Here is a 12819-nt window from a genome sequence, read left to right on the forward strand (position 1 = left end):
ATAGGACTGACTCGAAAAGAATCAAATGCCGTTAGTCGCTACTGAATGCTGCGGGTATTAATCACCCTGTATTCGGGTTGGAGGCTCATAATAAGCATACTAACGAATCACTTTCAGGCAACACTAAAAAAGAGTGGATGACCGATGGTCGGGTGCGGGCTTCTACAAGCCAAACGGTGCTTTAGTTCAAGTTCGTACTTGCGCTCATCACCAAGTACCTGTGTCGAACTTTTTTCTCGTAGGTACTGACACCTGATGTCGGATCTTTCCGCTGGCTCGCACGGAGAAGGAAATGACAGGCCGCAGTACCATAATCTATAAATGGAGCGGACGATGAACGTGTTCAACAGACAGGCGTTAGGGATTGTTTTCAGCAGCTTGCTGCTTGGTGCTTGCGTCTCGGATGTGACAGAGGTAGATCAGTATTCCGGATTCCTTCCAGACTATTCGAGACTTGAGCGGGCCACCTCGACGAGCGGCCACCCTGTCATGCGCTGGATAGACCCGGACTTCAGCCCGCGCAGTTACACGACCATCGTGTTCAGCACGCTCCAGATGCATCCGGCACCCAAGCCCAACGAACGGGTGGACCGCAAGACCCTTCAGGATTTGCAGGATTACACCAGCGCCAGCGTCAGGGACACCCTTTCGCTGCGCTACAAGCTGGCAGCCAACCGCCAGTCGGTGCCCGCCGGAGAGCGCGCGATGACCCTGCGAGCCGCGATCACCGGTGTCAGCTCGTCGAACGAAGGCATGAAATGGTACGAGGTCATTCCAGTCGCCGCGGTGGTAGGGGCGACTTCCGCTGCGACCGGCCATCGCGACCAGAACACCGAGCTGTATATCGAGGCCAGTCTGACAGACAGCGCGACAGGGAAACCGCTCGTCTATGTGGTGCGCAAGGTGTTCGGCGAGACGCTGGAAAACGATCAGCAAGCGGTAACCGTCAAGGGTTTCGAGAAGGCTATCAAAGAGCTGAACAGCGATTTGAGCGTCATGCTAAATCGATAAATCCATGCTCTGGACATGAAGGCTGCCTGGATGAAAGATCTGTTCAACGCTCTCGTGTTGGGCCTGGTGGCGCTGTTGCCGCTGATCAACCCGCCGACCACGGTGGCGCTGTTCATCGCGCTTTCCAAGGGGCTGGGGCAGGAGCAGAAGCGCCGGCAGGCTTCGCTCACCTGTGTCTACGTGTTTCTGATCATGACGGTCGCGTTCTACCTGGGCGAGCTCATCATGAGGGCGTTCAGCATATCCATACCGGGCCTGCGGATCGCCGGTGGGGGGATTCTGGTGATCATGGGCATCAGAATGCTCTTCCCGGCGCCGGCACCCGCGTCGCCACGCATCAACGAAGAAGACAGGATCAGTTTCGCCTTTATCCCGTTGGCCATGCCCAGCACAGCGGGGCCGGGGACCATTGCGATGATCATCAGCGCCTCCGCCACCATCAGAACCAATGCCGCCTTTCCGGAGTGGGTGTTGCTCGCAGCGCCACCCCTGATTTTCCTGGCGACCTCGGTGATCCTTTGGTGCTGTCTGTTGGGAGCCGACCTGATCATGAAAGCGGTCGGCAGATCCGGAATCGATGCCATTTCCCGCTTGATGGGATTTCTGCTTGTGTGCATGGGCGCGCAGTTCGCGATAAACGGAATGCTCGAAGTCATGCAGGGATTTGTCAACTTCAATGCCCATCTCGTTCGACCGTAGGCGTTCCGCTCAGCACTGCGAAGCGAAGTATCTGATCCGAGGCTTATAGCGAAACGGTAGATGTTCTTCAGCGCTTTTTACTAACATGAGCAGCTGAATGCTCAATGTAGTTTTTATGAGAAAAGCGAACAAACAAAGGCAGCCTTACAGCCAAATGTTAGTTGGGGGTCTCTGTACAAAACGAGGCGGGATACTAAGCTGGAATTCGGAATGCCGCACCGTTTGAGTCGTCCGGGTCGCGCGCGAATGAAATTGCGAATGAAATTAAAGTTCTGCAAGGGCGGTTCTTGCCTGGCGCTTGTCAGAGAGAGTTGCTGTAACTCTGTCCAGAGCAAATATTTAGCCGGAGCTTTCCTGGAAATAGCACAGTTCGCCAATCACTCAGTCACCGAGGACGATCATGATGGCCCTGGAAAAAGTCAAACTCGGCGTGCATTCGGAAGCCGGCAGGTTGCGCAAGGTCATGGTTTGTTCGCCGGGTCTTGCGCACCAGCGGCTGACGCCGAGCAACTGCGATGAATTGCTGTTCGACGATGTACTCTGGGTTGCACAAGCCAAGCGCGATCACTTCGATTTCGTCAGCAAGTTGCGCGAATGGAACGTGGATGTACTCGACATGCACAACTTGCTGACCGATATCGCTGCGGATCCCGAAGCCCTCGACTGGATATTGCAGCGCAAGATCACGGCCAACTCGGTCGGCACCGGGCTGGTCAACGAGACAACGTCCTGGCTGCGCAGTCTGGAGCCCCGGGAAATCGCGGAGTTCCTGATCGGCGGGGTCTCTGGCGCCGATCTGCCCGACAGTTTCGGCGGCAATACCATCCAGATGTTCCGCGACTTCATCGGACCTTCTGGATTCATCTTCCCGCCGCTGCCCAACACGCAGTTCACTCGCGACACCACGTCTTGGATCTATGGCGGCGTCACTGTGAACCCGATGTACTGGCCCGCACGACGTCAGGAGACGCTTCTGGCCGCGGCGATCTACAAGTTTCATCCGCAATTTACCGAGTCCGAGTTCGAGATATGGTACGGCGATCCTGATCAGGATCACGGCTACGCCACGCTGGAGGGCGGCGACGTCATGCCGATCGGCAACGGCGTGGTATTGATTGGCATGGGCGAGCGTTCTTCACGCCAAGCCATCAGTCAGCTCGCCCTCAACCTGTTCGAAAAAAACGCCGCCGAGCGCGTGATCGTGGCCGGTATGCCCAGGTCCCGCGCCGCGATGCACCTGGACACGGTGTTCAGTTTTTGCGACCGGGACGTGGTGACGATATTCCCCGAAGTGGTCAACCAGATTGTCGCCCTGAGCCTGCGGCCCGATTCCGGTAATCCCAGCGGTCTGGACATTCGTCGTGAGCCCACCAGTTTCCTGGATACGGTTGCCGAGGCAATCAATCTCAAAACCTTGCGCGTCGTCCAGACCGGCGGCAACAGCTTTGCCGCTGAACGCGAACAGTGGGACGACGGCAACAACGTGGTGGCGATCGAGCCCGGCGTTGTGATCGGTTACGACCGCAACACTTACACCAACACGCTGCTGCGCAAGGCGGGGGTGGAGGTCATCACCATCAGCGCCAGCGAGCTGGGTCGAGGTCGCGGCGGCGGCCACTGCATGACCTGCCCGATAATTCGCGACCCGGTCGACTATTGACCGTCGAGCGCCGGCCCACGGGTCGCTCTTGATCCGAGGCCGCCGATTTCAGGAGAACGCAAATGGCCTTCAATATCCGCAATCGCAATCTGTTGAGTCTGGAGCACCACAGCGCGCGGGAACTGCGCTATCTGTTGGACCTTTCCCGGGACCTCAAACGTGCCAAGTACACCGGGACCGAACAACAGCATCTCAAAGGCAACAACATCGCCTTGATCTTCGAAAAGACCTCGACCCGCACCCGCTGCGCATTCGAGGTCGCCGCCTATGACCAGGGAGCTCATGTCACCTACATCGATCCGTCATCATCCCAGATCGGACACAAGGAAAGCATGAAGGACACGGCTCGGGTGCTTGGGCGTATGTACGATGCCATCGAGTACCGGGGCTTCAAGCAGGAGATCGTGGAGGAGCTCGCCGAATTCGCCGGCGTCCCGGTCTTCAACGGTCTGACCGATGAATACCATCCGACCCAGATGATCGCCGACGTGCTGACCATGCGTGAGCACGCTGACAAACCGCTTCACGAAATCAGCTACGCCTACCTTGGCGACGCTCGCAACAACATGGGCAATTCACTCTTGCTGATCGGCGCGAAACTGGGGATGGACGTGCGTATTTGCGCACCCAAGGCGCTCTGGCCCGCCGACGACCTGGTGAGACGCTGTCAGGAATACGCTGTGCAGAGCGGCGCCCGCGTCACCTTGACCGAGGACACCGGCGCGGCGGTCAAGGGCGTGGACTTCATTCATACCGACGTCTGGGTCTCGATGGGCGAACCGGTCGAAGCCTGGGGCGAACGCATCCAGCAGCTTCTGCCTTACCAGGTGAACAAGCGCCTGATGGACGCCACCGGAAATCCTCGGACGATGTTCATGCACTGCCTGCCGGCCTTCCATAACAGCGAGACCAAGGTCGGGCGACAGATTGCCGAGCAGTATCCGCAGCTGGCGAACGGCATCGAGGTGACAGACGACGTTTTCGAGTCGCCCGCGTGCATCGCCTTCGAACAGGCAGAGAACCGCATGCATACCATCAAGGCGATCCTCGTCTCGACCCTGGCGGATCTTTGACCGGGGCTTCATGTTTCTGGCTAGAAGGACTGCGCCATGCGTATTGTCATTGCTCTGGGCGGTAACGCGCTGCTACGACGCGGTGAGCCACTGAGTGCCGAAAATCAGCGGGCCAATATCCGGTTGGCGGCCGAGCAGATCGCCCGGATTCACCCTGGAAATCAGCTGGTCGTCGCCCATGGCAACGGCCCGCAAGTGGGTCTGCTGTCCCTTCAGGCTGCCGCCTATACCTCCGTTTCTCCCTATCCGCTGGACGTGCTGGGCGCTGAAACCGAAGGGATGATCGGGTACATCATCGAGCAGGAGCTGGGCAACCTGCTGGCGTTCGAAGTGCCGCTCGCGACCTTGTTGACCCAGGTCGAAATCGACCCCGACGATCCTGCATTCCTCAACCCCACCAAGCCCATCGGTCCGGTCTATACCCAGGCCGAAGCGGAGCGCCTGGCGGCACTGGAAGGCTGGAGCATTGCCCCGGACGGCGCCAATTATCGCCGCGTTGTCGCAAGCCCCAGACCCAGGCGCATTTTTGAAATGCGTCCGATCAAGTGGTTGCTGGAGCACGACTGTATTGTGATCTGCGCGGGCGGCGGCGGGATTCCCACGATGTATGACGATGCCCGCAAGCTTCACGGAGTCGAGGCGGTGATCGACAAGGACCTGTGCTCTTCGCTGCTGGCGCAACAGCTTGAAAGCGATCTATTGCTGATCGCGACCGATGTCCATGCCGCCTACGTCGATTTCGGTAAGCCCGGCGAGCGGGCCATTGCCCAGACGCACCCGGATGACATCGAAAAGCTGGGATTCGCGGCGGGTTCGATGGGCCCCAAAGTGCAGGCAGCCTGCGAATTCGCGCGTCATACCGGAAACGTCGCGGTGATCGGCTCGCTGTCAGACATCGAGCAGATCGTGGCCGGCCAAGCGGGCACCCGAGTCAGCATGGCATCCCGGGGCATCACCTATTATCCGGGCGCTGCCGAGACGGATGCGCCTGACATGCATCAGGGGAGTCAACCATGACCGCATTCAAGCCGGGTCACCTGCATCTGGAGCGCCATGCCGTAGGCAAGCAGGACGCTTTTTACGACGTCTGGCTCGATTACGAGGTCAGCCATGATTCCAGGCAAGGGAAGGGGATGCTGTTCACGATGCATGGCAGCATCCAGGGGAACTCGCTCGACGAGTCATTCTTTCTACCGCAGGATCAGGTCTATAACTTCGCCAGCGCTGTCACCAGCATCGCGGAAAAATATGGTGTGCCCAAGCACCTGAGCAGCATTGGCTCGGCACATAAACACTATGACGCGATGTTCGAGGATGTCAGGACGAAAATGGGCTTGAAATCAGGCGATGCGGTCAATATCGAGCGCTTCGAATAGAGCGCGACGGGTCGTTTGCGTCAGCCAGTCCTCGCGTGGCGCCTTGCCGGGTTATCCATCGCGTAAATCATTGCGCAACCATACAAGGCTACCAGCAGGAACAACGTCATGCGCACCGCGAACACCTGATAGACATCCCGACCCGTCACGCTGTCCTCGACGGACTGCCCGAGCAGTATCAGCAGCGTTGAAAGGCAGCTTACCCAGAAGCCGGGCGACTGCCGGGTCGCCACCACCCAGTAGAGCCTGCGGCCCTGCAATAACGAAAACAGGAAAGTCCACAGGAAGAACATCCACAGGTGAACGAACAGGCTCAGCGCTCCCCAGAAGAGCACTGCCAGGATGCCCGCCAGCACGGTTGAGCCGATCAGCTCGCGGCCTGCTCGACGGGCGTTGGTGGCGCAACTCTGTTGGCCGAGACTGACCGATTTCAGTATCAGTGGCATGAACGTGTCCGGGGAGACCAAGGCCAGCAGGAAGGCCGGCATCACGATCAAGGTGGCGCGTAGCGAGATCCGGGACCGCGCTTGCGGGTCGGGCAATGGAGGGGAGGGGAACGCTGGCGCCTGTAAGGGCTCGGGGAGTAGCCAGTGGGACAGCGTCACGGTGAGTGCGGCCAGTAGCATTCCTTTGGCCAGGGCGCTCACTACTGACAGGGCCAGGGTAAAGTGGCTGACCCCCGCAGCCGAGACCATGGTCAATCCGATCACCATGAAGGTTGCAAGCAAGCCGTTGCCGCCATTGAGGATGAACCGGAAACACAGGAACAGGCCGAGCCCCACAAGCAGCACGCCGCTGAGCGGTGCGTGGCGCAGCATCGGAATCAACAGCAGGCCGCTGCCAGCGCTCAACATCACCGTCAACGCCAGCGCTGGCGCCATGCGCAAAGGCAGGGCCTGGGGACGCGCGGCAAGTATCAACATCGTGAACAGCGGGCCGAGTATGGGGATTGGCAGCGCCAGACCGTAGCTGAGCGCCAGACAGAGCGCCGTGCCGGTGGCCAGACGCAGCGCACGTCGACGGCTAGGCTGAACCGGCCTGCAAGGCATAGGCTCAATAGGCATAGGACAGCCAGCTCATGAGCCACATGAACAGGCGCCCGAGCGGGTTCAGAAGATTACCCTCGCCGGGGAATGCCATGACCTCGGCCTGGCCGCCCACCCGCAGGTCGAGACTGCCGCCCAGAGCGCTTCGATCGAACTCCACGACCACGGGAAAACGTTGCGCCGAACGTAACCACTCGCGGCTGTTCTGCGCGGTCGGAAGGTTGCCGGCCGCAGTGGGGCGGCCAGCGCTGATGCCGTGACTGACGCTGCGCACCCGGCCTTCGAACAGCTCGCCGGGTCTTGCGTCGAGAATGATCAGGACCGGCGTGCCCGGCTTGACGTGGCCCAGGTTATTCTCGGTCATTTCCGCGCTGATCCAGACATCGTGGATCGCGATGAGGGTCATCACCGGGCTGCCGGCCGCGACGTAATGCCCGACGTCAGTGCGCAGATCGGTTATCAGGCCGTCCGAGTCGGCGCGCACGACCGTACGCTGCAGGTCCAGTTGGGCCTTGTCGACGGCGGCTGCCGCACTGCGCAGTTGGGCGTTCTCGGATTCCTGGCCACCTTGCTGCTCGCGGGCCCGTTCGACTTCGGCACGGGCGGCGATGACCTGGCTGATGGCCTGATCACGGCTGGCGCGGGCGCTCTCCAGACGACGTATGGAAACCGTGCCCGGATCCTCGCTGTACAGACGCTGCAAGCGATCGCTGTCCTGACGGGCTCTGCGCTCGCTGGCTTGCGCTGCGGCCAGGCTCGCGGTCGCCGCATCGATGCCGGCGGTGCTGGCGCCGACTTGCCGCCGTACGGTTTCCAGATCCGCCTGCGCGCGAGCCAGATTGATGCGGTATTGCTCTTGGTCCAGCTCGAACAACACTTCGCCTTTGCGTACCCCCCGGTTGTTGCTGACCGCCACCCGGGTCACCTGGCCCACGACCTCGGCAGCGACAGGAATGACGTAGGCTTCCAGGCGTGCTTGCTGGGTATAGGGGGTAAAACGATCGGCAAACAGATACCAGACCAGGCTGGCGACAATGGCGATTAGCACCCATCGAACACTGTGGTCGGCGCGAGTGGTATTCGCGGGCTCAGCCGATGGAGCGGTCTCATTCATGTCTGCCTACCTCGTGATCCCCGTTCGCGAGTCGTCCAGTCGCCCGCCCCAATCAGTACGTTGTTCCATTTGCCTTTGGGTATCGGGGTCGACGACCGGGCGGGTCTCGTCCCAGCCGCCCCCAAGCGCCTTGTAGAGCGCCACCAGACTGCTGACCGCATTGCCCCGGCTCACCAGGTAACCATCCTGCTGTTGCAGCAAAAGCTGTTGGGAGTCGAGTACCCGCTGGAAGTCGGCAAAACCCTCTCTGTAGTGAGCGTTTGCCAACGCCAGGGAGCGCTCCGCCGCCTCTGCGGCGGAGGCACGCAGGCCCGCGCTGGCCAACGCGCGGACCAGGCCGCTGGCCGCATCGTCGGCCTCGCGCGCCGCCTGCCTAACCTGTTGCCGATAGGACTCGATCAATTGTTGCAATCGGGCATCCTCTATGCGCACCTGATCCGCACCCCGCTGATAGTCGAAGAGGTCCCAGGCCAGACTCGGCCCTGCGGCGATGTCGAAACTGTCGGGCAAGTTGCCTGCCGAAAACAGGGTCCAGCCGATCGTGCCGCTCAGGCCTATGGAAGGGTAAAGGTCGGCTTGTGCGACGCCGACCAGTGCCGATTGCGCCGCGACGAGTTGTTCCGCCGCGCGTATGTCGGGCCGGCGCAAAAGCAGCCGGGCCGGTACATCCTCCAGGATGGCCCGGTCGGGGAGCTTGAGCTGTCCCTGATGGGCCGCAAGTTCCGGGACCGGCCCGGGAGGGCGCCCGATCAGCACGCAAATCGTGTTGATGAGCGCATTGATCTGGTTCTCGAATTCCGGAATGGTTGCCTGGGTCGCCAAGTATTGAGTGCGGGCCTGTTGCCAATCCAGCTCGTCGCTTTCGCCGTGACGGAACAACCGCTCGGTAATCTCCAGGCTGCGCCCCTGGCGGGATGTGTTCTCCACCGCGACCGCCAGACGGGCCTGGGCCGTGCGCAGGGCGAAGTAGGTATCGGCCATCTGTGCATGCAGGAGGACCTGGGCATCGAAATAGTTGGCCTGAGAGGCGAAGTAGTTCGCGTCGGCTGATTCGATGGCCCGGCTGAACCGCCCCCAGAAATCGATCTCCCATGCGATATCGAAGCCCGGTGTCGACTGCCAGAAGACCGAGTCGCGCGCGCCCGGACCCGACTGATCGCGTTTGAGGTACAGCGTGTCGTTGCGCAACTGCTGGCGTTGCGGATAGCGACCGGAGTGGGCCAGTGAAAGCTGCGTGCGGGCCTCGACCACCCGCAGACCGGCGATCCGCAGGTCGCTGTTGTTCAAGTTTGCTTCATCGAGCAAGGCGTCAAGCGTAGGGTCCGCGAAGACGCGCCACCACTGCATTGAATCTGCCAAGTTTGTCCTGACGGTCCCGTTCTCCAGTACCGCATTACTCCAGCCCTCCAGCCATGGGCTGGGAGGCGTCTGATGATCCGGACCCACCTGAGTGCATCCGCTGACCAGAAAGACGAGCAACAGCGGGCATGTCGCGCAGCCCCGGTGCGGGGAGCGGCATGTGTTCATTCTTCGAGCCCGGAACCGGCCGGAAGCTTCTTCGCTCGTTCGTCCACCCACAGCCAGAAGATTCGATAACCCACTGCCAGGATGACCGGTCCCAGAAACAGACCGATGATGCCTTTCACCACCATGCCCCCCAAGGCGCCGATGAGCACCACCGGCATGGGCACGTCGACTCCACGACCCAGCAGCAGAGGTTTGAGAACGTTGTCCGCAAGGCCCGCGATCAGCGAATAGACGGCAAATACGATCGTGGGCAGCACCAGTCCTTCTGTACTGATGACGTAGATGATCACCGGCAGGGTGATCAGGGTTGCTGGGAACTGCACGATCCCCAGCAGCAGCACGGCGACCGCAAGGATACCGGCCCCGGGCACCCCCATGATGACGAAGCCTACTCCCAGCAACACCATCTGGATAAAGGCGATACCGATAACGCCCAGCGCGACCGCGCGTATGGTCGACACGCACAGCGTCACGATCCGGGGTCCGCGCTCGGGTCTCGAAATCCGCGCGGCGATGCGCTGGGAGGCGTCGAGGCCCTGATCGGCGAATGCCATGCAGATGCCGGCGATGATCAGTGCGCCAATGAATAGCAGCAGCGCCGCGCCCAGGTTGGCGGCCGTCTCCAGCATTGCGCGTCCCGAGCCTTTGAGATGGGGAAGCAGCCGGTGGAAAGTGCCGGTGAGATCGGTCGACGCTGACAACCATAGTGCGTGAAGACGAGGGCCTATCAATGGCCAGCCCGCGACGGCGTCGGGCGGGGCTGGAGGATGCCACGAGCCGCTCCTGATCTGGGTGAACAGCGCTTCCACCGACTCGGTCAGGGAAACGGCCAGCAGCCAGGTGGGAAGCAGCAACAGGATAAGCGTGAGCGCGACAACCAGGGTGGCGGCCAGCCCCGCCCGGATCCGGGCCCGGCTGAGCATCCAGCGCTGCATGGGGTAAAGCGTGACGGCCAGAATGATCGCCCAGACCATCAATTCAAGGAACGGCCGGAACACTTGGTAGCACACCGTGACCAGCGCCGCGATCAGGCCGGCCCGGATGAAGACATCGAGCAGATCCTGAGAGACCCTGCTACTCAGGCTCGACTGCGGTAGCATAAGTTCTTCTCCTCTGTCAGGCTGGAAGTGCTCTTGCCAGCGCCGGATATCTCTCCGCGAACCTGAGTTCAACAGTAAGCAGGGAAGTACGTGGCCATGACGGGCTATCGCTCGCGAATTATGGATGACTGATCCGGAAGTGCCAGTTTCAGCCGATGATCTGCAAGGGATCACATCCGAATTCTTGCGAACTTGATGAACGTGACCGCTGGGCGCCGAGACAGCGATTGCGCCACGGCATACCCGTAAACGACTGCTAAACTTGTGTGGCGCTCTTATTTAAGACTTTCCACGAGCGTTATATTCAAGCGTTCCAAGTAGTGGGGTCGATATGAAAAGGTTCGTTATTCCGCTTATCGCGCTGTCTGCATCCGGTTTTGGGCTGTTTGCAACGGCGCAGAGCGTTACGCCAATGAACGGTCAGTCCCAGCAAACCATGCAGCAGGACATGAGCGCCTGCCAAAGCCAGGCGGGCATGTCTGGCAGCTCCACCACCGGCAGTTCCCAGTCCGGTGGACGCGTCCGGGGCGCGGCCAAGGGCGCCGTCGCGGGCGCTACGGTGGCGGAAGTACGCGGCAATCGCGATTCAGAAATCTATGATCAGCTGGATTCGGATGTCAAACAGGAACACCGCCAGAACCAGGCGAAAGACGCCGCGGTCGCCGGTGTTGTGGTGGGAGGCTCCCGTCAGCGCCAGGACCGCAGGGAAGATCGGCGCAACTCGACCGACAGTGCTTCGGTATATAGCACCTGTATGCAACAACGCGGTTATCAGGTAACACCCTGAATCTGGGGTCGAGGTTGATCGAGTGTGGTTGTGACGCGACCTCCAGTTGCCTGTAAGTTGTCGGCGCGGCATTGTCATGCGCCGTCACGGGCAACTCTTTACTGGACTTCGAATGAATGCGCTGATGCTGGCTGCCAACTTTTGCATATTCTGGATCTAGGCCGAGACGAGGTCTTCCACGGCAGCTCCGAACCGCGTCTGAAAGACCGCCTGGCATGTAAGCTCGGCCATATTTTCACTTTCAGGCAAAGCAGGGCGGATACGCCCGATCGTATCCAGTACTGCGTTTTGGGCCGGGGACCAACTCGAATCGCTGGACATCAACGCGTAGCAGGGTCTTCCGGCCCTGGGCCGCTTTCGCGTTCAAATGGCTGTCGAGGGCGCTACCGATTTCCTCCGCGAGATTGTCCGCCCACCATTGCGTATCCAGAATCACCAGTTCGTTGCCGGTCTGTCGAACGACGATCTGCGTCCGCTCGACCTGGCGCGGCACCGTCACACGTTCAAGCTGGACGGCGAGCGCTTGCTGACCCGCGGCGGGCATTCCCGAAGACGCAGGCGGCAGGCTGTAGTAACGCACAGACTCACTCCGGCATGCCGCGAAAAGCAGAGAAAACAACATCAGCGTTGCCTTGCAGTGCGCGCGCATAAGGAGTTAGTCCTTCAAGCGCAGAGTCAGCGGTGAGATCGAAGAGCTGCTGCCGCATCGATGGCAGGCAATCTAGTTGCGCGAGATGAGATGCCCCGGCGCTTACAAAGCATCATTTGGAACACTGTCTTCACCGGACGTCCGCACTCAGTAAGCTTATAAGGATGGAGTGTTCGTACTCCCCAGAATTCGCATCAAGAAAAACCATATCCTGACTTGTAAGGGGCCGGCGAACACACCTTCCGAACTCCAGCATTAAGGGCGATGGTGGCCGCATATTTTTTAAGCGGGCGCGATAGTTTCCATTGCCGCCTCTAGGGTGCAAATGTCCGCTTTTGGCCGATTGCAGCCGCTACTGACTGCGGCACCATTCGAGCAGTCTGCAAGCGTCCGAGACCAAACCTCAGTTCGTACACTTGGATGGCCAAAACCTAATGACGCTTAAAGAAAACATTCAGGAGCTCGAAGAGCGCCTGCTCCGACGGGAAGTCCGCTCCAATGAATCAGTAGCAGCATTGCTCGCAGACGATTTCGTAGAGTTCGGCGCCAGCGGCCAGGTCTGGAACAAAAGCGAGGTGATCGCGGGATTGAAGTCCGAGGTCTTCGTGGCACGGTCCATCAGTAACGTTCAGGTACGAACGCTGGCTGAATGTGTCGTCCTGCTGACGTACGTTTGCCATAGCACAACGACCTCACTGCGCAGCTCGATCTGGCGTCTGGACGGAGGCAACTGGCAGATGACTTTTCACCAGGGTACGAGGCTGGAGTGAGGCCGTC

At 60.2% G+C, this 12819-nt stretch carries 13 protein-coding genes; 8 read left to right on the forward strand and 5 right to left on the reverse strand.

Annotated elements, in window-relative coordinates; all coding sequences use genetic code 11:
• The first annotated feature begins 333 nt into the window (after positions 1–333).
• From EGJ27_RS22390 to EGJ27_RS22415, 6 genes are all read left to right on the forward strand, one after another.
• Positions 334–1011 carry a DUF3313 domain-containing protein gene (locus EGJ27_RS22390; protein ID WP_125832939.1) on the forward strand — a complete coding sequence of 226 codons (678 nt, stop codon included), beginning with the start codon at positions 334–336 and terminating at the stop codon, positions 1009–1011.
• A gap of 30 nt (positions 1012–1041) precedes the next feature.
• Positions 1042–1710 carry a MarC family NAAT transporter gene (locus tag EGJ27_RS22395; RefSeq protein WP_125832940.1) on the forward strand — a complete coding sequence of 223 codons (669 nt, stop codon included), beginning with the start codon at positions 1042–1044 and terminating at the stop codon, positions 1708–1710.
• 403 nt (positions 1711–2113) lie between these two features.
• Positions 2114–3370 carry an arginine deiminase gene (gene arcA, locus EGJ27_RS22400; protein WP_125832941.1) on the forward strand — a complete coding sequence of 419 codons (1257 nt, stop codon included), beginning with the start codon at positions 2114–2116 and terminating at the stop codon, positions 3368–3370.
• Between the two features lie 62 nt (positions 3371–3432).
• A complete protein-coding gene (locus tag EGJ27_RS22405; protein ID WP_125832942.1) occupies positions 3433–4443 on the forward strand; it encodes an ornithine carbamoyltransferase in 1011 nt (336 codons plus the stop codon).
• A gap of 36 nt (positions 4444–4479) precedes the next feature.
• Positions 4480–5460, forward strand: a complete 981-nt coding sequence (gene arcC / locus EGJ27_RS22410) for a carbamate kinase (protein ID WP_125832943.1) — start codon at positions 4480–4482, stop codon at positions 5458–5460.
• Complete coding sequence (locus EGJ27_RS22415) at positions 5457–5819, forward strand: DUF5064 family protein (RefSeq protein ID WP_125832944.1); 363 nt, start codon at positions 5457–5459, stop codon at positions 5817–5819. The genes arcC and EGJ27_RS22415 overlap by 4 nt, the downstream gene beginning before the upstream one ends.
• A 20-nt stretch (positions 5820–5839) precedes the next feature.
• Here EGJ27_RS22415 and EGJ27_RS22420 read toward each other — a convergent pair whose 3' ends face one another.
• The 4 genes from EGJ27_RS22420 to EGJ27_RS22435 are packed head-to-tail and all read right to left on the reverse strand — an operon-like array spanning position 5840 to position 10606.
• A complete protein-coding gene (locus EGJ27_RS22420; RefSeq protein ID WP_256672898.1) occupies positions 5840–6883 on the reverse strand; it encodes a DUF2955 domain-containing protein in 1044 nt (347 codons plus the stop codon).
• The gene (locus tag EGJ27_RS22425; protein ID WP_125832945.1) at positions 6873–7979 is read right to left on the reverse strand and encodes an HlyD family secretion protein; all 1107 of its coding nucleotides are present in this window, start codon (positions 7977–7979) and stop codon (positions 6873–6875) included. Before EGJ27_RS22425 ends, EGJ27_RS22420 begins: the two co-directional genes overlap by 11 nt.
• Before the next feature lie 6 nt (positions 7980–7985).
• Positions 7986–9506, reverse strand: coding sequence for a TolC family protein (locus EGJ27_RS22430; protein ID WP_125832946.1), 1521 nt, complete (start codon positions 9504–9506; stop codon positions 7986–7988).
• Positions 9503–10606 carry an AI-2E family transporter gene (locus EGJ27_RS22435; RefSeq protein ID WP_125832947.1) on the reverse strand — a complete coding sequence of 368 codons (1104 nt, stop codon included), beginning with the start codon at positions 10604–10606 and terminating at the stop codon, positions 9503–9505. Before EGJ27_RS22435 ends, EGJ27_RS22430 begins: the two co-directional genes overlap by 4 nt.
• 331 nt (positions 10607–10937) lie before the next feature.
• Here EGJ27_RS22435 and EGJ27_RS22440 point away from each other — a divergent pair, with 331 nt between their 5' ends.
• Positions 10938–11393 carry a hypothetical protein gene (locus EGJ27_RS22440; RefSeq protein ID WP_125832948.1) on the forward strand — a complete coding sequence of 152 codons (456 nt, stop codon included), beginning with the start codon at positions 10938–10940 and terminating at the stop codon, positions 11391–11393.
• Between the two features lie 241 nt (positions 11394–11634).
• On the opposite strand, the gene EGJ27_RS22445 is transcribed toward EGJ27_RS22440, so the two are convergent.
• Positions 11635–11973, reverse strand: coding sequence for a membrane integrity-associated transporter subunit PqiC (locus EGJ27_RS22445; RefSeq protein ID WP_158619378.1), 339 nt, complete (start codon positions 11971–11973; stop codon positions 11635–11637).
• Positions 11974–12476: 503 nt separating this feature from the next.
• Here EGJ27_RS22445 and EGJ27_RS22450 point away from each other — a divergent pair.
• Complete coding sequence (locus EGJ27_RS22450; RefSeq protein WP_125832950.1) at positions 12477–12812, forward strand: DUF4440 domain-containing protein; 336 nt, start codon at positions 12477–12479, stop codon at positions 12810–12812.
• Positions 12813–12819: the final 7 nt, after the last annotated feature.

It is taken from the genome of Pseudomonas sp. v388, assembly GCF_003935425.1.
Taxonomy (GTDB): domain Bacteria; phylum Pseudomonadota; class Gammaproteobacteria; order Pseudomonadales; family Pseudomonadaceae; genus Aquipseudomonas.